Origin of the sequence: Enterococcus sp. AN402, from assembly GCF_040719405.1 — a bacterium.
Lineage (GTDB): Bacteria > Bacillota > Bacilli > Lactobacillales > Enterococcaceae > Enterococcus > Enterococcus faecalis.
This window is the reverse complement of record NZ_JBFDTM010000004.1, coordinates 2234687-2256684: the sequence shown is the minus strand read 5'-3', so window position 1 is coordinate 2256684 and position 21998 is coordinate 2234687. Positions and strand designations below refer to the sequence as shown.

The window sequence follows — 21998 nt, the reverse complement described above, 5'->3', positions numbered from 1 at the left end:
TCATTCAAAAAAGTGAGAAATACGTCGAGATGACGTATTTCTCACTTTTTTCGCATAGTTAGTCAAGTATCTCTTTTGATTAGGCGATTGAGTTTCCTAAAAAGAATTAAAAAGACACAACAGCAAATGAACAATAGGCTTCCTGTTAGTGGTAAAAAGATACCTTGCATGTAGCTATCGATATGCATTAAACCAGGTACCTCGCTGAAAAAATCATGGATAAACTGTTGAATGGGCTTATTGGCTAGAAAAGCAGCTAAAGGCAAAATAAAAATCAAATAATAGATGGGTTGTAAGGCATAGCTAATTAAAATTTGTAATTTTGTCGTACCTAAAAGAGCTAAGATCAGTAAGTCGTTTTTTTGCTCTAAAAAAGTTAGGAAGAAAGCTCGGCAAATATAACTAATCAGGAAGAAAAAGAGGGTTCCAGCGCTGATTCCAGCCAAACCTCTGAAAATTTTCAATGGAGGAATCACTGCATAATTATCAAGAAGAATCATTTGTGAAAGCCATCGAGAAAACAACAAAGTCAATAATAGAGCAGAAAAAGTCAGAAAACTAATAATAAAGATAAGAATCAACGTACTAAATTGGTTTTTTGAGCGCCACGCATTTTTGAGAGAGTCTGTGAATAAGTAAAGAATCGAATACATCATCGCGTCCTTTCTGAAAAATTTTTGTTTTAGGGGAAAAGTTATGTAAAAGAAAAGACGTTATCTCCTGCCAACTAGCCACTGAAAGAGATAACGCCTTCGCTGGAAACAAGAACTGGATTATTTCACCAATACTAATTTTTTTAAAGGTTCAACCCCAAATCGTTGTTCTTGCTGTAAAAGAATTTCGGCACAAGCACGGCTATCTTCTAAAGCATCATGATGATTATTTAAAGTGATATTGAGGTTTTCACAAACGGTATTTAATTTATGATTAGGAAATTCAGGAAACAGTTTGCGACTCGTTTTGACTGTACATAAAGAAAGGTAATTAGGTTGTTCTAAGCCATAGTAATCTAAACAGCCAGCCAAAACACTACAATCAAAACTTGCATTGTGAGCGACCATTAACCGATTTGGTTGAAAACAATGCTGAATTTGTTGCCATACTTCAGGGAATTTGGGCGCATTGACAACATCTGATTCATGAATGCCGTGAATTTGCGTATTTCGCCAGAAAAAAGGTGTTTCTGGTTTGATTAACGTGTAAAATTCATCCACAATCCGACTATTTTCTACTTTAACAATTGCAATGGAACAGGCACTATGTTTATCATAACTAGCTGTTTCAAAGTCAAAAGCGTAAAAGTTCATTAAAAAAACTCCTTTCAACGCGTTGAGTAACACTTAAAAATCAAGTACAACTTCCACTGGACAATGATCACTACCAAGAATATCTGTATGGATTTTAGCACTGACTAAACGTTCATTCAAGGATTCTGACACAACGAAATAGTCAATCCGCCAACCTGCGTTATTTTTTCGTGCGTTAAAGCGATAACTCCACCATGAGTAGATGCCCTCAGCTTCTGGATAAAAATAACGGAATGTATCAGTGAAGCCACTGTCTAATAACTCAGTAAATTTTTGCCGTTCTTCAGGCGTGAATCCCGCATTTTTTTGATTGGTTTTCCAATTTTTTAAATCAATCTTTTGATGAGCTACGTTTAAATCACCGCAAAGAATTACGGGTTTTTCTTGATTTAATTCGTTTAAATAGGCACGAAAAGCATCTTCCCATGTCATTCGATAAGCTAAACGCTTTAGTTCAGCTTGTGAGTTTGGTGTGTAGCAAGTGACCGTGAAAAATTCTGGATATTCTAAAGTGATCACGCGGCCTTCTTGATCGTGAGCCTCGATACCTAAGCCATAGCGAACACTTAACGCTTCTTCTTTAGCGAAAATTGCTGTGCCAGAATAGCCTTTTTTTTCGGCATAATTCCAATACTGATGATAGCCAGGAAGTTCTAAATCAATTTGCCCAGCTTGTAATTTTGTTTCTTGTAAACAGAAAAAATCTGCATCTAATTCATTAAAAACATCCATAAAATTCTTTTTAACAACCGCTCGTAAGCCGTTGACATTCCAAGAAATACATTTCATTGTTGAAACTCCTTTCAAATAAGAAACGCTTTTGCTCGTTTCAGTGCAAACCAGAACCAAAGAAAAGGTCGCTTGGTGCTTTCTTCTATTCTAATACTTTTTAAAGAAGTTTTAAATACTTGAAAAGAAAAAGAGAAAATGACTGATTTTTGGAAAGAAGTAGTCTATGATAAAATAGTAAAAAGAGCAGAAATGAGGACAAATGAATGAAAATTGGAGTCATTGGTTTAGGAAACATTGCACAAAAAGCGTATTTGCCAACTTATAGTGAATGCCGCCACTTGGCAGAGTTTGTATTGGCAACTAGAAACCCAGAAACACGACAAGAAATCGCTGATCAGTATGGCTTTACAGAAACTGTTGGGACCATAGAAGAATTGATTGAAGCGAAGATTGATGCTTGTTTTGTCCATGTAGCCACAAAAGTGCATGGTGCAGTCGTTCGCCAATTATTGCAGGCTGGTATTCACGTCTTTGTGGACAAACCTTTAAGTGAAGAGCTTGCTGAAGTCAAAGAATTACAAGCATTAGCAGCAGCAAAAAATCTGCGCCTGATGGTTGGCTTCAATCGTCGTTTTGCCCCTTATACGGAAGTATTGAAAAATATTCCTGAAAAACAAACAATTTTTATTAAAAAGAACCGCATCAATACAACGAGAGAAACAAGTTTTATGATGTATGATTTATTTTTACATGTCGTTGATACCGCAGTTTATTTAGCGGAAGGACCGCTCCACGTGGTGCAGTCAAAATTAGTGGAAGAAAACGGTCATTTAAAACGAGCAATTTTACAATTAGAAACCGAACAGACAACGATTGTTTGTTCCATGGATTTACACTCTGGGGCCAATACAGAAACTTTTGAAGTCACCAGCCCCACAGGTACTTATCGCTTGGAAAATTTAACGCATTTGACCATCCAAACAGAAGAAGAATACCAAGTAAAAGAGATGGGAGATTGGACGCCAACATTGGAAAAAAGAGGTTTTTACCAAATGGTTACTGCTTTCATTCAGGCCATTCAAAAACCGCAAGAGCAAGAGTTAAAACAAGAAAAAGTCTATGAAAGTCATGCGTTATGTGAAGAAATGCTACGCCAACAACAACGGCATGTTCTTTAAAGAGGACTAGCAACTTTCTTTCTATCATGCTAGAATAAGACAGATATTTTGAAAAGAAAGGACTAACTTTCGTGAACACTAAAGCTATGTTAGAAACATTAAACGAAATTACTTTATTAGTAGATGAACCATTAAAAAACGTAACCTTTACCAAAACAGGCGGCCCAGCTGATGTGTTGGCCTTACCCAAAACAAAAAAAGAAGTCGAAGAGATTGTGGCGTATTGCCGAGAACAAGGACTTTCATGGTTAGTATTAGGCAATGCTAGCAACTTGATTGTTCGTGATGGAGGTATTCGCGATGTCGTGATTATGCTAACAGAAATGAAAGAAATCAAAGTAGCCGGTACTACCATGATTGTGGATGCTGGTGCCAAGCTGATTGATACAACCTACGAAGCCTTAGCAGCTGATTTAACTGGTTTTGAATTTGCTTGTGGTATTCCAGGAAGTGTCGGCGGTGCTGTTTATATGAATGCTGGAGCATATGGCGGGGAAATTAAAGATGTTTTCCAGTCTGCAGAAGTGCTGTTGGCAGATGGGACTATCCAAACAATGACGAAAGAAGACTTGAATTTCCGTTATCGTCATAGTGAAATTCAAGAATTACATTGTATTGTCTTGCAAGCAACGTTTGCTTTAGAAAAAGGAAACCATGCAGAAATTAAAGCCCAAATGGATGAATTAACGGAACTTCGTGAACTGAAGCAACCGCTAGAGTATCCCTCTTGTGGCAGTGTCTTTAAACGCCCTGTTGGTCATTTTACAGGGAAATTAATCCAAGATGCTGGCTTACAAGGCTTAAAATGGGGCGGTGCTCAAATTTCCGAAAAGCATGCGGGATTTATTGTTAACATCGATCATGCAACCGCAACAGATTATGTGGAATTAATTGCACATATCCAAGAAGTGATTAAAGAAAAATTTGATGTTGAATTACAAACGGAAGTTCGAATTATTGGTGAAGAAGTCTAAAAAATAAGCTAGGGAGGCAAGTCATTTTGACTTGCCTCCCTAGCTTTAAATCCTAAGATAAAGGTCGTAAATTTTACTCGTCTTCTAAATTTTCCAATTCTACAACTTTAAAGTTTTTCCGCTCTAAATGTTCTACAATGGCTGTACACGTTTCGGCAGTTGTGCCGGCTGGCAAAGTAATAAGTGTGCGACGAACAAATTCTTCACTATCAACATCCAATGTAATACAGCTGGCGATGCTGCTATATTTGGCAATGATTTTTGAAATGGCTGCTAAGTCGCCTTGTTGACCAACTGAAGCAATTGTTAAAACGTAGCTCCCTTGTTTTACATTCCAAGATTGCGCTAAAATATTTAATAAGGTGCTGTGTGTTAAAATGCCGTAAAAATAATTATTTTCATCTAAAACAGCAATGTAAGGTAGTTCTTTAATAGTAAAAAATACCTTGAAAAATGAAGTGTTGACATAAATAAATTTTGTGGCATTTTTTAACAAATAGGTAACAGGTAAACTCATATCACCACCGTTTGCTTTATGGCGGTAAATATGCATTTTATAGATATTTCCTCGGAAAATTTTTCCAGATTCGTCTAAAATTGGGACACAACGGTAACCTGAGTCTTCTAAAATAGAAAGAGCTTCTTCTAGAGTACAAGATTCATTGACGGTTGTTAAATTATCTTTTTTAATAACTACAGATTTTAATAACATAAACAGGCCTCCTAAGGGTTCATTTTTAATAAATTTATCATATCATAACTTAGCAGAAAACAATAGCTGAGACCTCAGAATAAAAGCAATTTTGTTAAAATAAATAGAAAATAAAGAAAAATCAGATATTTTATAAAAGAAATCAAGCACGTATTCGCGATAATGGTAAAAAATTACGTAAGAATCGGCACGGCGCTTCTTTAAAAAGTAAATTAAACTTTGACAACTTTTTCGAATAATGGTACTGTTAAGAAGTAAATTTGTGAATAGAGGAGGTCGAAGAACATGGCAACAAAGAAAGCAGCTCTTGCTTGTTCCGTTTGTGGCTCTCGCAACTATTCTAAATCCGTTAGTGAAGGTAAACGTGGCGAACGCTTAGAAATCAATAAATTCTGTAAATATTGTAATCAATACACGTTACATAAAGAAACGAAATAGATTTAGAGGAGGGTATCAACATGAAATTTTTCCGCAGCGTTGCTGATGAGATGAAGCAAGTAACTTGGCCAACAAAAAAACAATTGCGTAAAGATACATTAGTTGTAATTGAAACATCTATTTTATTTGCAGCATTGTTCTTTATCATGGATACTGTTATCCAAACGGCATTTGGCTGGATTTTAAAATAATTAATTCTAGTATTTCCCGACGAGGGGTGCTATAATAGTATTCGAGAAAAAGCTTCGGGAAACTGAGCTTTTTTTATTTGCTCGAAAAAAATAAACTAAAACATTTAAAGGAGCCGAATCAGTAATGGAAACTTTTGAAAGAAATTGGTACGTATTGCACACCTATTCAGGCTATGAAAATAAAGTAAAAGCAAACATTGAATCACGTGCACAAAGCATGGGAATGGGCGATTATATTTTTCGTGTCGTTGTACCAGAAGAAACAGAAAAAGAAGTCAAAAATGGTAAAGAAAAAGAAATCGTTCATAAAACTTTCCCTGGTTATGTGTTAGTGGAAATGATTATGACCGATGATTCTTGGTATATTGTTCGTAACACGCCAGGCGTAACTGGTTTTGTAGGCTCACATGGTGCTGGTAGTAAACCCGCTCCTTTATTACAAGAAGAAATTAACCACATTTTACGTTCAATTGGCATGAGCACCCGTCAATCAGACTTAGAAGTAGCGCTAGGCGATACAGTGAAAATTATCGAAGGTGCCTTTTCTGGTCTTGAAGGTGTTGTGACAGAAATCGATGAAGAAAAACAAAAATTAAAAGTAAACATCGATATGTTTGGTCGTGAAACAAGTACAGAATTAGACTTTGAACAAGTCGATAACATTGATTAATAAACAAGCTGACAAACTATTGTTCAGCTGATTGATACAGATTGTAGGGTCTGGAAAAGCAGTCAACTGACTTCTTTTCCAAGCCCTTTTTTAGTTCATCGCAGAAAGGAATGAAAAAAATGAAACATGCCCAAAAATATCGTTATTTTTCTTTGCTAATGGGTCTTGTTCTATTATTAAGTGCTTGCCAAATTGGAGCAAGCACGAAGAATGACAACCAAGCCGCCACAAAAGAAGCAACTGTTGAGTTAAACCGCACAACAACACCAACACTTTTTTTTCATGGTTACGCAGGAACTAAAAATTCGTTTGGCTCGTTACTGCATCGCTTGGAGAAACAAGGTGCCACAACTCAAGAATTAGTGCTACTCGTTAAACCTGATGGGACCGTGGTTAAAGAGCGAGGAGCTTTAAGTGGCAAAGCGACGAATCCCAGTGTTCAAGTTCTATTTGAAGATAATAAAAACAATGAATGGAATCAAACAGAATGGATAAAAAACACATTACTCTATTTACAAAAAAATTATCAAGTGAACAAAGCCAATATTGTCGGGCACTCTATGGGTGGTGTTAGTGGTTTACGTTATTTAGGAACCTATGGGCAAGACGCATCGTTACCTAAAATTGAAAAATTCGTCAGCATTGGGGCACCTTTCAATGATTTTATTGATACGAGTCAACAGCAAACCATCGAAACGGAACTAGAAAACGGCCCCACAGAAAAAAGTAGCCGGTATTTGGATTATCAAGAGATGATCAATGTTGTTCCAGAAAAACTGCCCATTTTATTAATTGGTGGTCAATTAAGTGCAACAGATTTAAGTGATGGAACGGTACCGTTATCTAGTGCCTTAGCAGTCAACGCCTTGCTAAGACAGCGAGGAACTCAAGTCACTAGCCAGATTATTAAAGGAGAAAATGCACAACATAGCCAATTACATGAAAATCCTGAAGTAGATCAATTGCTAATTGAATTTCTATGGCCGAGTAAAAAATAGCAAAAAGGCACATGTTCCATAAAAAATGGAACATGTGCCTTTTTCTATACTTGGGCTAGCGAAATAGCTTTTTTCAGCTATAATAAATAAAATTATTTATTTTTAGGAGATATTGGAATGTAATCCTCATGATTTAAATAAGCACAAATCAAGGCTTCAAAGGTGATTAATGTTTGGCCAAAAAACATTTGTGGCTGAGCGACACTTGTTGAAAACGGGCTGTAAGAGTCAGTTGAAAAAACGAGATCTGCCAGTCGACCAAGAGTTGAATTTTTGGCGCCAACAAAAGAAATGATAGGATGTTTTTTCTCTTTCGCAAGCAGAGCTGTTTCTTTTAGGTATTTTTCTTCACCAGAATGTGAAAGAATGATAAAAAGAAAATTCTGATTATTTTGACTATTTATCGAATGAGTATAGGCTGTTGTGATACTGGGGATGCCATGAAAATTGAAAACTTCACTAATGTAAGCCGCCAAATGTCGTGAAAAGTCATGACCTAAAATAACAAATAAATGACTCTTGTGTTTGGCAAGCAGTTGACAAAACTCGTTGGTTGTTTCAAATGAAGGCGCTGTTTCAAAAGGGATTGGCTGAGAAAAATGGGCTTCTTTTAATTTGTAAATAAGTTCATTATAACCTGATAAATTTAATTTTTTGGCTAAACGAATGATGGAACTAGGCGAAGAAAAGCAGTGTTTGGCAACTTCCCGAATACTCAAATCGGCCGCATTCGTACTTTGTTGATCCAAATAATACAAAATCTGACTTTCTGTTTTCGTTAAATGATACGTTTCTTTTAAGTAATCTAAGTTCATGAGCAAACCTCCTTTATCAGATTATAAATAATTTTGTGGGAAAAAGGTATCAAAAAATAAAAAAATGAGGTGTTTTTATGAAAAGGGCAACAAAGCAAAGGCTGTCTTTGACAGCAATCATGGTTTTACTTCTCTCGGGCTGTGGAAGTGTTGGGAAAGAAACCAAAAAGCAAGAACAACAGGTATTACGGGTCGGGATTGATTCGGAATTATCAACGGCAGACGTGTCGTTGGCAATGGATAATACAGCAGCAGATGTAATGAGCCAAGTAGGGGAGGGACTTTTCTCCTTTGACGAAAAAGGAGAAGCGAAACCAGCATTGGCAACTGAAAAAGTACAGCCCTCCAATGATGGTTTAAGCTATACTTTTACGATTCGAAAAGATGCAAAATGGAGTAACGGCGAGCCAATCACAGCCAATGATTTTGAATACTCTTGGAAGCGCACAGTGGACCCAAAAACAGCTTCCCCGCAAGCGTATTACTTTGAAGGGCTAAAAAATTATCGTGCTATTGTTGACGGTGGCAAATCTAAAGAAGAGTTAGGAGTAACAGCCATTGATGACCATACCTTGGAAGTAGAGCTAAGCTATCCTATGAGTTATTTTCAACAATTATTGGCGGTGCCAGCTTTTTATCCTTTAAATGAAGCATTTGTCGAAAAAACGGGCAAAAACTATGGTACATCAGCTGAGTCAACACTTTACAATGGCGCCTTCACATTAGAAGGTTGGGATGGCACGAATAATACTTGGTCCTATGTGAAGAATAAAAATTATTGGGATCAAGCGAATGTTTCGCTAGATAAGGTGGATGTCCAAGTCGTTAAAGAAGTCAATACTGGGAAAAATCTTTTCGAAGGGAAAGAATTAGATGTTGTAAAAATTTCTGGAGAAATTGTTGCACAAGAACAAGGCAATGCAGCTTTGAAAATTCGTGAAATTCCTGGAACGTATTATATCCAATTAAATACGCAAAAAGATCTTTTGGCAAATAAGAATGCACGTCGAGCGATAGCATTATCATTGAATTCTGAACGTTTAGCTAAAAATGTTTTAAATGATGGCTCAAAAAAAGCACTTGGCTTCGTGCCAACAGGTTTCACTAATCAAGAAACGCAAAAAGATTTTGCAGAGGAATTAGGAGATTTAAATCCTAGTGAACCAGAAAAAGCGAAAGAGTTATGGCAAACGGCTAAAAAAGAATTAGGAATTGAAAAAGCGGAGCTAACGATTTTAAGTTCGGATACAGAAAATGCTAAAAAAATCAGTGAGTATGTTCAAGGAGCTTTAGCAGATAATTTAGAAAATTTAACAGTCAATGTTTCGCCAGTTCCTTTTAATAATCGTTTAGAAAAAAGTCGCAGCGGAGATTTCGACATTGTGGTTGGTGGCTGGACGCCGGTATATGCTGATCCAATCGATTTTTTAAACTTATTGCAATCAAAAAATTCCAATAATTTTGGTAAATGGTCTAATAAGAACTTCGATCAGTTGCTTCAAGAAGCAAACGTAACTTATGCAAACAAATATGAAGAACGTTGGAAAACATTACAAAAAGTGGATCAATTGGTTGCGGAAGAAGCACCCCTAGTTCCTCTTTATCAATTAACAGAAGCACGCTTAGTGGCCGATTCTGTCCAAAATTTAGTCTATGGTCCATTAGGTTCAGGCTATTACAAATCAGTCTCTATCGGCGACAAGTAAAGGTTGGGAAAAAATGAAAAAAAGTCAAGCTGTTCAATTAATTCAGGAACTTTCAAATGCTAATGGTGTTTCAGGCTTTGAAACAGAAGTCGTTAGAATCCTTCAACACGCAACTGCGGATTTTACTATTCAACGGCTAGATGCCATTAAAAATTTATATCTTGAGAAGAAAAATAATCTAAGTGAAGGTCCAGTAGTGCTTTTTGATGCTCATAGTGACGAAGTGGGTTTTATGATTCAAGCAATTAAAGAAAACGGCTTGTTGCGTTTTCTTCCGTTAGGTGGTTGGGTCCCTAATACGATTTCTGCACAAAAAGTTCGGATTCGTAACCGGGAAGGTACCTATCTGCCAGGCGTAGTTACTAGTCGGCCCCCTCATTTTATGACACCAGAGGAACGTCAGCGACCGTTAACCATTGCTGATTTGACGATCGACATTGGGGCTACCTCAAAAGAAGAAGTAATTGAAACGTACAAAATCGATCTTGGTGCACCGGTCATTCCAGATGTGACGTGCTGTTACAACGAACAGACAGATCTTTTTTTAGGAAAAGCTTTTGATTGTCGCATTGGCTGTGCTTGCTTAGTGGATGTCATGGAGGAGTTGAAAGAAGAGACGCTTCCATTCAAGTTAGTTGCGACAGTAACTGCACAAGAAGAAGTTGGCGAAAGAGGAGCACTTATTGCCGCAAAGCAAGTCAATCCTGATTTAGCTATTGTTTTCGAAGGCTGCCCGGCTGATGATACGGCAGAAACGCCAGAGATGATTCAATCAGCAATGGGAAAAGGACCGATGTTACGTTATTTTGATGTTTCTATGATTACGAATCCGGAATTTCAAGAGTATGCACTAGAGATTGCTAAAATACACAAAATTCCTGTTCAAGTTTCTGTTCGAAGTGGTGGTGGAACCAATGGCATGGCGATTACACAAGTTCAAGGAGCCCCGACGATTGTTGTAGGAATTCCTGTCCGTTACGCTCACACACCCCATTGCTATGTAGATTTTCAAGATTACCAAGCGGCGAAAGAATTAGTCATTCAATTAATCAAAAATTTAGACGCCGACAAAATTCAAGCACTGGTTCAGCCATTGTCAAAGGAGTGGAACAAATGAAGATTTATGTGTCATGCGATATTGAAGGATTAGCAGGTATTGCGACATTTGATATGGAAAAAGAAGACACCGTTTTATTCCGAGAATTATATCACCAACATGTGGCTTGGTTGATTGAAGGGATTCAAAAGAGTGCTAAAAATGAACAAATTACAGAAATTACTATTGCCGATTCGCATAGCCGTGGATTGAATTTAGCTTATGCGCGCTTAGCAGAAATGGATGAACGAATTTCCTTAGTGAGCGGCTTTCCTCGCATGGATTATATGATGAGTGGCTTGGATAGTAGCTATGATGTAGTCTTTTTCTTAGGTTATCATGCCGGTATTGGTAAACAAAAAGGGAATATGGATCATGGGTATAGCGCTAGTGTTGCTTATGATTTAAAAATAAACGACTTAGCGATGAATGAAACGACAATTAATGCAGCTTACGCTAGCGAATTAGGTGTCCCTGTTGGTTTAATTATCGGTGAATCAGGCTTAGAGGAACAACTTTTTCAAGAAAAAATGATGCCCGAAGTTCCCTTTGTTTCCACCAAAGAATCTCTGGGACGTTATGCAATCAAAAATAGACCCATGCAACAAGTTCGAGAAGCTATCGTAGCAACTACAAGTCAGGTGTTAACTTCCTTTGCGTTGTCTGAATTACCCAAATATACTTTGCGAACGCCAGCAACCGTAAAATTGCAATGTGTGACGACAGCACAAGCAGATCGTATTGAAATGTTACCAATGATTAAACGCATTGATGGTAGAACCGTTTCATTTGTGGGTGAAACGATGAAAGATGTCATGAATGGAATTGTCGCTGTGGTTGGTTTAGGCGGAACAAGTTATTAAAGAAGAAGCTTACGGAAAAAACGAATGGACGTTTTTTTCTGTAAGCTTCTTGCTATAGTTATTTCTATTTTTGTTTCTCTAGAATTTCTTTGCTTAAACGTTGTGCAGTTGGTGTCACCGCAAGACCGCCTTCAGCGGTTTCCTTGAAAATTTGTGGCATTTGGCGACCCACTTGGTACATAGCGTGTATGACTTCATCTGGTGGAATGACACTTCGAATCCCCGCTAAAGCCATGTCAGCTGAGATGAAGGCTTGAGAAGAACCTAATGCATTTCGCTTCACGCAAGGGACTTCAACAAGTCCCGCAACAGGATCACAAATGAGACCCATCATATTTTTTATCGTAATGGCTACAGCTTGCGCAGATTGATCAGGCGTACCGCCAGAAGCCGCAACTAAAGCGGCACTGGCCATTGCACTAGCAGAACCGACTTCAGCTTGACAACCACCTTCGGCACCACTGATTGAGGCATTGTTGGCAATCACTAAGCCAAAAGCCCCAGCTGTAAATAGAAAATCCAATTGTTGCTGATGCGTTAACTTTAAGCGATCAATAACTGCCAACAAGACGCCAGAAACTACTCCGGCACTGCCTGCGGTTGGTGTAGCACAAATCAAGCCCATTTTTGCATTAACTTCATTAACAGCAATCGCATTTCGCACGGCTTGTAAAATGGTCTCACCGCTTAAAAAATTGCCTGAATGTATGTAATCATTTAAGCGGGTTGCATCGCCACCAGTTAGCCCTGTTACTGAGGTAACACCAGCGATTCCTTCAGCGACAGATTGTTTCATAACGGCTAGATTTTTTTCCATTGTTTCAATAATTCGTTCACGAGAATACCCGCCATGAGCCATTTCTGTTGCAATCATTAATTCGCTCACAGAAGGGTACTCTTTCGCTTGAGCTACCAAATCTTCAATTGAATAAAACATCGTATTACTCCTTTACGTTCATTTAGTCAAAATAGTTGACGCTATATATATGAGGGATTTCAGTTAATTGCATGACAATGTCACCGACTTCGGCTTGATCAACTTCAATAATCATAATCGCTTTTTCCCCTTTAGATTCTCGGGTAACGGTCATTGTACTAATATTGATATCGCTAGCTGAAAGGATGTTGGTCACCTTAGCAATCATGCCAGGAACATCTTGATGGACAACGATAAATGTTGGCGTGCCCATACTTAAAGACAATTTGAAGCCATTTAATTCAGAAATTTGAATGTTTCCACCACCAATTGAAATTCCTGTCACAGATAGTTTTCGGTCGCCAGAAGAAACCACAATTTTAACGGAATTAGGGTGGTCTGCTTTTTCACTTTTAGGAATAAAACAAACTTCCATTCCTTGTTCATAAGCAATTTCCAAAGAATTGGCTAATTGCTCATCATCTGGTTCCATACCTAAAAGGCCGCCAACTAAGGCGATATCTGTTCCGTGACCACGATAAGTTTTGGCAAAAGACTCATATAAATAAATGTCAACGCTATCAGGTTGCTGTCCAAAAATACTCCGAACCACTTTTCCAATTCTTGCCGCTCCAGCTGTATGAGAACTGCTTGGACCAATCATAACAGGTCCGATAATATCAAAAACACTATTAAAGCGTAACTCTTCCATTTCAGCACCTTCTTCATTAGAATATGTTTTCATTGGAAGTCTAACACAAAAAATGGCGGGGAACTAGGCAATCGCTTGTGTTTTAGCGAATAATTTAAATTTTTATCAGAATGAAAGCAAGGGGCCTTCGTTGACAAATCAGTGAAGAGATGCTAAATTCTAGATAATAAAAGACGAAAAGAGGGATTCGTGCGTTGAAAATTTAAGTTAATTTTTTAGAGAAACTGTATAACTTTGCCTGAATATAGCGGGTGGAGTGTGCGGATTTTCGGAAATTAGCTTAAAGAATTCAGCCACGGGTCTTTTTGTATACCTTGGATTGATGCCGCTGATTTCCGTAAAGCTGCATCAATTTTGCTTTATGGAGGTATATTTATGTCGAAAATTGAACTAAAACAACTATCTTTTGCCTATGATAATCAAGAAGTATTGCTTTTTGATCAGGCAAATATCACGATGGATACCAATTGGAAATTAGGATTGATTGGCCGCAATGGCCGTGGGAAAACAACCTTATTAAGATTGTTACAAAAGCAGTTGGATTACCAAGGAGAGATTCTGCATCAAGTCGATTTCGTCTATTTTCCACAAACAGTTGCAGAAGAACAACAGCTCACTTATTATGTCTTACAAGAGGTGACTTCTTTTGAACAGTGGAAATTAGAACGAGAATTAACGCTTTTAAACGTTGATCCTGAAGTTTTATGGCGTCCCTTTTCTTCTTTATCAGGCGGCGAAAAGACGAAAGTTTTATTAGGTCTTCTTTTTATTGAAGAAAATGCCTTTCCTTTAATTGACGAGCCAACAAATCACTTAGATCTAGCTGGCAGACAACAAGTGGCTGAATATTTGAAGAAAAAGAAACACGGGTTTATTTTAGTCAGCCACGATCGGGCATTTGTTGATGAAGTGGTTGATCATATTTTGGCGATTGAAAAAAGTCAATTGACGCTGTATCAAGGGAATTTTTCTATTTATGAAGAGCAAAAAAAATTAAGAGATGCTTTTGAACTAGCAGAAAATGAAAAAATCAAAAAAGAAGTCAATCGCTTGAAAGAAACCGCTCGTAAAAAAGCGGAATGGTCGATGAACCGTGAAGGTGATAAGTACGGCAATGCTAAAGAAAAAGGAAGCGGGGCGATTTTTGATACAGGAGCCATTGGTGCCCGGGCAGCGCGCGTAATGAAGCGCTCGAAACACATTCAACAACGTGCCGAAACACAATTAGCAGAAAAAGAAAAACTATTAAAAGATCTTGAGTATATTGATCCTTTGTCAATGGATTATCAGCCAACGCATCACAAAACATTATTGACGGTGGAAGAGCTTCGTCTAGGCTACGAGAAAAATTGGCTATTTGCGCCAATTTCTTTTTCAATAAACGCGGGAGAAATTGTTGGAATAACAGGAAAAAATGGCTCAGGAAAATCGAGCTTGATTCAGTATTTGTTGGGGGATTTTTCTGGGGATTCAGAAGGCGAAGCCACTTTGGCTCACCAATTAACCATTTCTTATGTGCGCCAAGATTATGAAGACAATCAAGGAACTTTATCCGAATTTGCAGAGAAAAATCAGTTAGATTACACCCAATTTTTAAATAACTTACGAAAACTTGGGATGGAGCGCGCCGTTTTCACTAATCGAATTGAACAAATGAGTATGGGGCAACGGAAAAAAGTCGAAGTAGCCAAATCATTGTCTCAATCAGCTGAACTTTATATTTGGGATGAACCCCTTAATTACTTGGATGTGTTTAATCATCAACAATTAGAAACGCTAATCTTATCTGTGAAGCCTGCAATGCTAGTGATTGAGCATGATGCGCATTTCATGAAGAAAATAACGGATAAAAAAATTGCCTTGAAATCATAAAAACATCTTGAAAAAGTAAAGGGAATCCTGTATAGTAATAGGGTATGTTTTAAATGTACGTTGAGTGGGAGGGGAAATCTCAACCCCATTAACCACGCACGAGAACTTAAGGAGGTATTTTCGTGGCTAAAAAAGTAGAAAAAATCGTTAAATTACAAATTCCTGCGGGGAAAGCAACACCAGCTCCACCAGTAGGTCCAGCGTTAGGTCAAGCAGGTATCAACATCATGGGATTCACTAAAGAATTCAATGCTCGTACAGCTGACCAAGCAGGCTTGATTATTCCAGTAGTAATCTCTGTATATGAAGATCGTTCATTTACATTCATTACTAAAACACCACCTGCTGCAGTCTTATTGAAAAAAGCTGCAAAAATCGAAAAAGGTTCAGGTGAACCAAACAAAACTAAAGTTGCAACAGTTTCAAGCGATCAAGTGAAAGAAATCGCTGAACTTAAAATGGCAGACCTAAACGCCGCTGACGTTGAAGCAGCAATGCGCATGGTTGCAGGAACTGCACGAAGCATGGGTATCATCGTAGAATAATTTTTATTCCACACTTACTCAAAGAAGTAGCTTCTCAGTTCGTTTCATATTTAAAGATATGAAAGACGTGGGAGGTACAACCGTTATAACCACAATCAAGGAGGAAACAAAATGGCTAAAAAGAGCAAAAAAATGCAAGAAGCATTGAAAAAAGTTGATGCTACAAAAGCTTACTCAGTTGAAGAAGCAGTAGCTTTAGCAAAAGATACAAACATCGCGAAATTTGACGCAACAGTTGAAGTTGCTTACAAATTGAACGTTGACCCTAAAAAAGCAGACCAACAAATCCGTGGAGCAGTTGTGCTTCCAAACGGAACTGGTAAAACACAAACTGTTTTAGTATTCGCTAAAGGCGAAAAAGCTAAAGAAGCTGAAGCTGCTGGTGCAGATTTCGTAGGCGACGACGACATGGTTGCAAAAATCCAAGGTGGATGGTTCGACTTTGACGTAGTTGTTGCGACTCCTGACATGATGGCTACAGTTGGTAAATTAGGCCGTGTCTTAGGACCAAAAGGTTTAATGCCAAACCCTAAAACTGGTACTGTAACAATGGACGTTACAAAAGCTGTTGAAGAAGTTAAAGCTGGTAAAGTAACTTACCGCGTTGACAAAGCTGGTAACATCCACGTACCAATCGGTAAAGTTTCATTTGATAACGAAAAATTGGTTGAAAACTTCAACACAATTAACGACGTATTATTGAAAGCTAAACCATCAACTGCTAAAGGTCAATACATCAAAAACATTTCAGTAACAACAACATTTGGACCTGGAATCCACGTTGACCAAGCTTCTTTCTAATTTGAAAGAAAATAATTAAAAAATTCTTGACTCACTCACTTACCCTATGGTAAAGTGAGTGAGGTTAATAATTAACTGTACCGAAGACAGTAGGTGACGCAAGTCTTAATTTCCTACCGAGGACAATTGTTGAGTTATATACAATTCGGTCCCTCTATGTCTACGGTGGCATGGAGTTTTGTTGTTTTACACGACTTTTTGAAAAAAAGCCGATGTAAAACAATACTTGACGAACGAAGTGAGCGAAGTTTCATTTGATTCTTCTACTTTACATATCGTAAACCAAGTCCAACTCCACCATCAAAATCAGGAGGTGAAATAAATGAGTGAAGCAGCAATCGCTAAAAAAGAAACCCTAGTTCAAGCAGCCGCTGAGAAATTTGAATCAGCAGCATCAGTTGTAATCGTGGACTACCGTGGTTTAACAGTTGAAGAAGTCACTAACTTACGTAAACAATTACGTGATGCAGGCGTAGAAATGAAAGTCATCAAAAACTCAATCCTTTCTCGTGCAGCTAAAAAAGTTGGTTTAGACGGCTTAGACGAAGTCTTTACAGGCCCAACTGCTGTCGCATTCAGCAACGACGATGTAGTAGCACCAGCTAAAATCATCGACGAATTTGCTAAAGATGCAAAAGCATTAGAAATCAAAGGTGGCGTCATCGAAGGAAAAGTTTCTTCAGTGGAACAAATTACTGCCTTGGCAAAACTACCAAACCGCGAAGGTTTACTATCTATGCTATTATCTGTATTACAAGCGCCAGTCCGCAACGTGGCTTACGCTGTCAAAGCAGTGGCAGAGAAAAACGAAGAAGTTGCTTAATTGCAGTCTAATTCAAACAAATAAAAAACAAACAATTTTAATTTAAATGGAGGAAATTCAAAATGGCATTAAACATTGAAAACATCGTTGCTGAGTTAGAAACAGCAACTATCTTAGAACTAAGCGAATTAGTTAAAGCTATCGAAGAAAAATTTGACGTATCAGCAGCAGCTCCTGTAGCAGTAGCTGGACCAGCAGCAGGTGGAGCAGCAGAAGAACAAACTGAATTCACTGTTGAATTAACAGCAGCTGGCGATCAAAAAGTTAAAGTTATCAAAGCAGTTCGTGAAGCAACTGGCTTAGGCTTGAAAGAAGCTAAAGCTGTAGTTGATGGCGCTCCTGCACCAGTTAAAGAAGCTGTTTCTAAAGAAGAAGCAGAAGCTTTAAAAGCTGCTTTAGAAGAAGTTGGCGCTTCAGTAACAGTAAAATAATTATTTTTGATTATTATGAGCTAGAAACCTTGTCATATAAGGGTTCTAGCTCTTTTTTTGTTTTTTGACCATACTTTTGACCATCCCTCAAAAATTAACGTAATTTGAAAACTTTTCTGCTACTACATCTTTTTGTTTTTTAGTTACATGAGTGTAGATATTTAATGTAGTCTGTACATCAGAATGGCCTAACCGATCTTGAACTTCTTTGACTGATAAGCCAGCTTCAAAAAGTAGACTACAATGAGTATGTCTAAACCCGTGAATATTTAAATGTGGCAAATCATGAAGCTCGCATATTCTCGCTAAGATATCATTAAATCTTGTTAATGCGATATAGTTATTATTCTTTGAAGCGAAAACTAATTGATTTGGCTGTAAGGCATTCTGCCCGTATGCTAATAAATACTCTCGTTGATTTTTTCGGTATTGCTCAAGTATTTCAATTGTTTTTCCATCAAGTGAAATTGTGCGATTTGAACTTGGTGTCTTGGGAGTCGTGGCAACAACTTTGTTTTTTTCATTCAAAGCAGCTGTTTTATTGATTATAAGTTGCTTATTCTTAAAATCTACATCATTCCAAGTAAGAGATAATGCTTCACCTTTTCGTATTCCAGTAAAAGCAAGAAGTCTGAAAAAAGGAAGCGTTAATGGGAAAGAATCATTTTCACAGTAAATAAGAAATTGTTTCAATTCGTCTGACTCTAAATAAACTACTCTCTTTTCATTCACTCGATTTTTTCCCTTTGAAAAAGAGACATGGGACATCGGATTATCTACCAAAACATTCATTCTGATAGCAAAATCAAATATTCTGGATACATAAGATTTCAAAGCTCGATGAGTTGCATATTTTTCTTTCCATTCATTAATGACATTTTGACAATAGGGAACGGTGTATTTAGAAATTCGCTTGTTACCAAATTTTTTTGAGATGTTTTTATCAAAGAGAAATTTTACACGTTGATACGTACTTTCTTTCACAGTATCTTTATACTGCCTGATCCATAAATCTTTAATTTGGGTGAAGGTATAATTTTTTTCTGGTGTATATTTATTGTCTTTTACGTCAACATTTAGTCGAGCTAATGCAATTTTTGCCTCTTTTTGGGTTTGGAATCCTCGGCGTGTAGTATACATTTTCTTACCAGTCAGGGGATCAACACCCAAATATGCTTTAAACATATAAGCGGTATTACCATTTTTCTTTTGATATTTTTTTATCATGATTTTCTCCTTTGTAATTCGCCAGTATATCAAAGGATATTTTTTCTCCTCTCTAAATTAATAATAGACAGCTTTCTAAACTCAATCAAGGTTTAAAGTTTTAGTTGGTTCAAGAATTTCTTAATATCTTCACGATCAAACCGCATTTCTTTACCAAACGGGATTACTTTTAATCCACTATCAATCCATCCGTTTAAGCGACCATCTCCAATTTTTAAAATTTGTTTGACTTGCTTACGATTTGGATAGGGTGGTAGTTCATCTATTTCATCATCAAGTTTTTTTGAATCTTGTAGTGCTTGGATAACATTTTGAATGACAAGTTCGATCAGAATATCATCAAACTCAATTGGAACTTCTACTTTCATAATATTTGCACCTCTTACACAAGGAAATTGCCACCACGAATGATGAATTCAATGAACAACTTTTCCTTTGTCTTTCTTTATTTTTGTATAAGTAACATTTGATTCTTCAAATTCAGTAATTTGTTCATACTGACCAGCTTCGTTTAGCACTGTTAAAAATTTTGGTGTTTTGCGAATATAATCAGTCGAGAACAATATATCAAGGTTATTTTTGTTGATCTTTTTCTCTGTCAATCTTTTGGTTTGTTTAGGAAGTTTTAGGTTTTGAGATTTGAAAAAGGCTTTTTTCTTATGTTCCTTGATATCCAAATCTTTATCAAAATATTTGCTGATATATCTTCCTCTATTTTCCACAGCATCCACATCAATCTTATTAATCCAAACAAGTCCATGTCCCCAAATATCCATTAATTGTTCATGTGGAATAAAAGGGAAGGAAAACAGAATAATATGATAGTGAATGGCGCCACGCTTTTGTTTTTCCCACGTTGCTAAACACTTAATTTGAGATTTCTTCGTTTTAAATAATTGATAGTTTAATCGTTTAATAAATTTTTTGAATTCATCATTCGTAGTGGCAATATTTTGTATGTTTTCTTTAAAGGTGAGTGTCAGAAATTTTGTGTTAGAATCAAAATTTTGATCAATTAATCGAGCGATTTCAAAACGCATATTTCGATAATGTTTAGATTTTCGTTTTAGACTGTTATATTGTTTGTCTGCTGATAATTCATTGAATTTTTTCTTCGGTTCTTTTAAGTTTTTAATCCATTCAGGAGTTTTATGTGGATAATCATTGTTTTTCTTTTCATCGAGTTTATAAACTACAGGTTTTTCATATTCCCAAATTTCTATATACGTAGGAGTTTCAATGATTTTTTGATTGTAAATTTTTAACAATCATTATCACTCCTTACTGATGTTTAGAATGTATTCAATTTTTAATGAACAAGGATGAATCTTTCTTTCGACAGATGTTGTTCTATAAATCAAGTAAAGGAGCAGAAATGCTTTGCATTTCCGCTACCCCGCTCATTTATTGTGCGATTTTTTACGTCGCAAGCAGCTTTGGGCTTGGTGCCCAGCTACTCACGACTAAATCACACAACAAACGAGCAGGAAATTTAAGAGTTAGAATTGTTTGTCGAAGAAGTAGGGTTATTGGAATGTTTTTTATGGACTAAATTTACAGAAGTAGCTGTTGCTGAGAGTCCATAGCTGACAAACTGTCCATTAGACCGCCCCCAAGGAGAAACGACAAGATTATCAAATGTAACAAGCGCAGTTCCTTTCTCATCTAATTCTTCTTTGGTTACGATAGGAGATTCACTGGCAACTTTAACGTTGATTTTTTCGAACCTAAGCCTTGGCAATATGCATTCATAGCTCCAGCCTAGAATTTCCCCATCTCGTTGCCATCTTGAAACACTCACAACTTGATATTCTTTCTCTAATTTTTCTTTCGGTAAGGTTAGATCGTTGATTTTAATAGGCATATCGTTGTTCCTTTCTGATGTACGATTTTATATACGATTCATTTAAAAAAATGTAGGGTACCTCTACAACATAGATAATATACGTTTTAGTATACGATGTCAATGGTTTTTGTGAAAAAATATATACGAATCAATATACGTGTGTTATGCTGTATATGAAATCATATAGGAGGAGATAGAAATGTTTGGATTGCTACAACCGAATAAAGAGAAAGTTGGTGCTCGGCTCAAACAGATCAAAGACGAAATGAACATTTCGTTTACGGAGTTTGGCAATCGTTTAGGTCTGAAAAAGCCGACAATTAGCTCTTATGTACAAGGATATAATTTAGCTCCGATTGATGTGATTGAGAAAATTGCGAAAATCAGTGGCAAGTCAGTCGGTTGGTTTTACTTTGGTGATATAGAGGAATATATTGCAGATTATCTTAAATTGAAAGGACAAGCTGATTTAATTAAGGCATATCCAGAAGTAATCAGTCAAATTAAAGAAGAATTTTTTTCTGGAGATTTTAAAAATCCTGGCTGGGAGAATGAAGTAGGATATCCGGTTGAGGAATTTATTGATGATTGCTTTGCGGATATTTTACCAGATATTATGAGTCGCTATGTGTCTGATATCGTAAATGAAAAAATTATAAATTCAGAAAAGCTAAGTGGTTTGACTGAGAAAGAAAAAGAAGAGGCAGCAACTATTATTACTTCGGATACCAACGACTATATTGAAATGAGTGGTGAGATAAAGTACGGAGAAAAAGAAAAGATCGGCAAGATGGTAGAGGATGCAATTGATAATCTTGAAAGAAAAGGAAGCATTGAATTTTCAGAAGAATATATGATTGGAAAATTGATTAATGTGTTAGATGACGATAAAGCAACGGAAAAGCTGATTTCTGGATTGTCACAAGTGATGACAGATAAGCCGTTTTCTACCTTTTTTGGTGGAAAAGAGTTAGTTGAGATATTTCAGACTATGCGACCAGCGTTGATGAAATTGTATGTGGAGAAATCGGTGGATGAGGTTTATGAGTGGTTTGAGAAGTGAGTCTTAAGGCCTTGGGATGTCGCTTTTAAATTAATTATTGTGATATACTCAGTATGACAGAGTTCTGCTTAAAAGTAATAAA

26 protein-coding genes and 1 other annotated feature are annotated in these 21998 nt (G+C 36.9%); of the genes, 15 read left to right on the top strand and 11 right to left on the bottom strand.

What is annotated here, in order from left to right; all coding sequences use genetic code 11:
- Positions 1-62: 62 nt before the first annotated feature.
- The 3 genes from AB1I62_RS12285 to AB1I62_RS12275 all read right to left on the bottom strand — a co-directional run bounded on the left by AB1I62_RS12285 (position 63) and on the right by AB1I62_RS12275 (position 2096).
- Entirely contained in the window at positions 63-653 is a 591-nt protein-coding gene (locus AB1I62_RS12285) for a hypothetical protein (protein ID WP_048738010.1), read from the bottom strand.
- Positions 654-773: 120 nt separating this feature from the next.
- Positions 774-1307, bottom strand: coding sequence for a 3'-5' exonuclease (locus AB1I62_RS12280; protein ID WP_010823130.1), 534 nt, complete (start codon positions 1305-1307; stop codon positions 774-776).
- Positions 1308-1340: 33 nt separating this feature from the next.
- Positions 1341-2096, bottom strand: a complete 756-nt coding sequence (locus tag AB1I62_RS12275; protein WP_048737874.1) for an exodeoxyribonuclease III — start codon at positions 2094-2096, stop codon at positions 1341-1343.
- 206 nt (positions 2097-2302) lie between these two features.
- Here AB1I62_RS12275 and AB1I62_RS12270 point away from each other — a divergent pair, with 206 nt between their 5' ends.
- A complete protein-coding gene (locus AB1I62_RS12270; RefSeq protein ID WP_002376508.1) occupies positions 2303-3217 on the top strand; it encodes a Gfo/Idh/MocA family oxidoreductase in 915 nt (304 codons plus the stop codon).
- A gap of 71 nt (positions 3218-3288) precedes the next feature.
- Entirely contained in the window at positions 3289-4191 is a 903-nt protein-coding gene (gene murB / locus AB1I62_RS12265) for a UDP-N-acetylmuramate dehydrogenase (protein ID WP_002356404.1), read from the top strand.
- A gap of 73 nt (positions 4192-4264) precedes the next feature.
- Here the strand turns inward: murB and cbpA are convergent, their stop codons facing one another.
- Positions 4265-4903 (bottom strand): cyclic di-AMP binding protein CbpA, encoded by a 639-nt coding sequence (gene cbpA, locus AB1I62_RS12260; RefSeq protein ID WP_002365057.1) that lies wholly within the window; start codon positions 4901-4903, stop codon positions 4265-4267.
- Positions 4904-5188: 285 nt separating this feature from the next.
- On the opposite strand from cbpA, the gene rpmG reads away from it, so the two are divergent.
- The 4 genes from rpmG (at position 5189) to AB1I62_RS12240 (ending at position 7200) form a co-directional block, all read left to right on the top strand.
- Positions 5189-5341 (top strand): 50S ribosomal protein L33, encoded by a 153-nt coding sequence (gene rpmG / locus AB1I62_RS12255; protein ID WP_002356408.1) that lies wholly within the window; start codon positions 5189-5191, stop codon positions 5339-5341.
- Between the two features lie 20 nt (positions 5342-5361).
- Positions 5362-5532, top strand: a complete 171-nt coding sequence (gene secE / locus AB1I62_RS12250; protein ID WP_002356409.1) for a preprotein translocase subunit SecE — start codon at positions 5362-5364, stop codon at positions 5530-5532.
- Positions 5533-5656: 124 nt separating this feature from the next.
- On the top strand, positions 5657-6202 hold the full coding sequence (gene nusG, locus AB1I62_RS12245) for a transcription termination/antitermination protein NusG (protein WP_002384070.1): 546 nt from the start codon (positions 5657-5659) through the stop codon (positions 6200-6202).
- Between the two features lie 110 nt (positions 6203-6312).
- Positions 6313-7200: an alpha/beta hydrolase gene (locus AB1I62_RS12240; protein ID WP_048737876.1), complete on the top strand. Its 888-nt coding sequence runs from the start codon at positions 6313-6315 to the stop codon at positions 7198-7200.
- A gap of 92 nt (positions 7201-7292) precedes the next feature.
- Here the strand turns inward: AB1I62_RS12240 and AB1I62_RS12235 are convergent, their stop codons facing one another.
- A complete protein-coding gene (locus AB1I62_RS12235; protein ID WP_002394133.1) occupies positions 7293-8015 on the bottom strand; it encodes a MurR/RpiR family transcriptional regulator in 723 nt (240 codons plus the stop codon).
- Positions 8016-8092: 77 nt separating this feature from the next.
- Here AB1I62_RS12235 and AB1I62_RS12230 point away from each other — a divergent pair, with 77 nt between their 5' ends.
- From AB1I62_RS12230 to AB1I62_RS12220, 3 genes are read left to right on the top strand one after another with little or no spacing between them, the layout of a single operon-like run.
- Positions 8093-9721, top strand: coding sequence for a peptide ABC transporter substrate-binding protein (locus tag AB1I62_RS12230; RefSeq protein WP_048737879.1), 1629 nt, complete (start codon positions 8093-8095; stop codon positions 9719-9721).
- 13 nt (positions 9722-9734) lie between these two features.
- Positions 9735-10838, top strand: a complete 1104-nt coding sequence (locus tag AB1I62_RS12225) for a M20/M25/M40 family metallo-hydrolase (protein ID WP_002356417.1) — start codon at positions 9735-9737, stop codon at positions 10836-10838.
- Positions 10835-11680: a M55 family metallopeptidase gene (locus AB1I62_RS12220; protein WP_010823125.1), complete on the top strand. Its 846-nt coding sequence runs from the start codon at positions 10835-10837 to the stop codon at positions 11678-11680. The genes AB1I62_RS12225 and AB1I62_RS12220 overlap by 4 nt, the downstream gene beginning before the upstream one ends.
- Positions 11681-11744: 64 nt before the next feature.
- Here the strand turns inward: AB1I62_RS12220 and sdaAA are convergent, their stop codons facing one another.
- Together sdaAA and sdaAB are read right to left on the bottom strand one after the other, a co-directional pair.
- The gene (gene sdaAA, locus AB1I62_RS12215) at positions 11745-12617 is read right to left on the bottom strand and encodes an L-serine ammonia-lyase, iron-sulfur-dependent, subunit alpha (RefSeq protein ID WP_002367199.1); all 873 of its coding nucleotides are present in this window, start codon (positions 12615-12617) and stop codon (positions 11745-11747) included.
- A gap of 22 nt (positions 12618-12639) precedes the next feature.
- Complete coding sequence (gene sdaAB / locus AB1I62_RS12210) at positions 12640-13308, bottom strand: L-serine ammonia-lyase, iron-sulfur-dependent subunit beta (RefSeq protein ID WP_048737883.1); 669 nt, start codon at positions 13306-13308, stop codon at positions 12640-12642.
- 375 nt (positions 13309-13683) lie between these two features.
- On the opposite strand from sdaAB, the gene lsa(A) reads away from it, so the two are divergent.
- The 5 genes from lsa(A) to rplL all read left to right on the top strand — a co-directional run bounded on the left by lsa(A) (position 13684) and on the right by rplL (position 17780).
- Positions 13684-15180 carry an ABC-F type ribosomal protection protein Lsa(A) gene (gene lsa(A), locus AB1I62_RS12205; RefSeq protein WP_048737885.1) on the top strand — a complete coding sequence of 499 codons (1497 nt, stop codon included), beginning with the start codon at positions 13684-13686 and terminating at the stop codon, positions 15178-15180.
- Between the two features lie 122 nt (positions 15181-15302).
- A complete protein-coding gene (gene rplK / locus AB1I62_RS12200; protein ID WP_002356424.1) occupies positions 15303-15725 on the top strand; it encodes a 50S ribosomal protein L11 in 423 nt (140 codons plus the stop codon).
- Positions 15726-15836: 111 nt separating this feature from the next.
- Positions 15837-16526, top strand: coding sequence for a 50S ribosomal protein L1 (gene rplA, locus AB1I62_RS12195; protein WP_002356425.1), 690 nt, complete (start codon positions 15837-15839; stop codon positions 16524-16526).
- Between the two features lie 62 nt (positions 16527-16588).
- Positions 16589-16718 (top strand) — a sequence feature (ribosomal protein L10 leader region).
- Between the two features lie 130 nt (positions 16719-16848).
- Entirely contained in the window at positions 16849-17349 is a 501-nt protein-coding gene (rplJ, locus tag AB1I62_RS12190) for a 50S ribosomal protein L10 (protein ID WP_002356426.1), read from the top strand.
- A gap of 62 nt (positions 17350-17411) precedes the next feature.
- Positions 17412-17780, top strand: a complete 369-nt coding sequence (gene rplL / locus AB1I62_RS12185; protein ID WP_002356427.1) for a 50S ribosomal protein L7/L12 — start codon at positions 17412-17414, stop codon at positions 17778-17780.
- A gap of 87 nt (positions 17781-17867) precedes the next feature.
- Here the strand turns inward: rplL and AB1I62_RS12180 are convergent, their stop codons facing one another.
- The 4 genes from AB1I62_RS12180 to AB1I62_RS12165 all read right to left on the bottom strand — a co-directional run bounded on the left by AB1I62_RS12180 (position 17868) and on the right by AB1I62_RS12165 (position 20871).
- Entirely contained in the window at positions 17868-19007 is a 1140-nt protein-coding gene (locus tag AB1I62_RS12180; RefSeq protein ID WP_104859469.1) for a tyrosine-type recombinase/integrase, read from the bottom strand.
- A gap of 92 nt (positions 19008-19099) precedes the next feature.
- Positions 19100-19375, bottom strand: coding sequence for a helix-turn-helix domain-containing protein (locus AB1I62_RS12175; protein ID WP_104859468.1), 276 nt, complete (start codon positions 19373-19375; stop codon positions 19100-19102).
- A 48-nt stretch (positions 19376-19423) separates the two neighbouring features.
- Positions 19424-20275, bottom strand: coding sequence for a Rep protein (locus AB1I62_RS12170; protein ID WP_104859467.1), 852 nt, complete (start codon positions 20273-20275; stop codon positions 19424-19426).
- Between the two features lie 224 nt (positions 20276-20499).
- Complete coding sequence (locus tag AB1I62_RS12165) at positions 20500-20871, bottom strand: hypothetical protein (RefSeq protein WP_104859466.1); 372 nt, start codon at positions 20869-20871, stop codon at positions 20500-20502.
- A gap of 181 nt (positions 20872-21052) precedes the next feature.
- Here AB1I62_RS12165 and AB1I62_RS12160 point away from each other — a divergent pair, with 181 nt between their 5' ends.
- Complete coding sequence (locus tag AB1I62_RS12160) at positions 21053-21916, top strand: helix-turn-helix transcriptional regulator (RefSeq protein ID WP_104859465.1); 864 nt, start codon at positions 21053-21055, stop codon at positions 21914-21916.
- Positions 21917-21998: the final 82 nt, after the last annotated feature.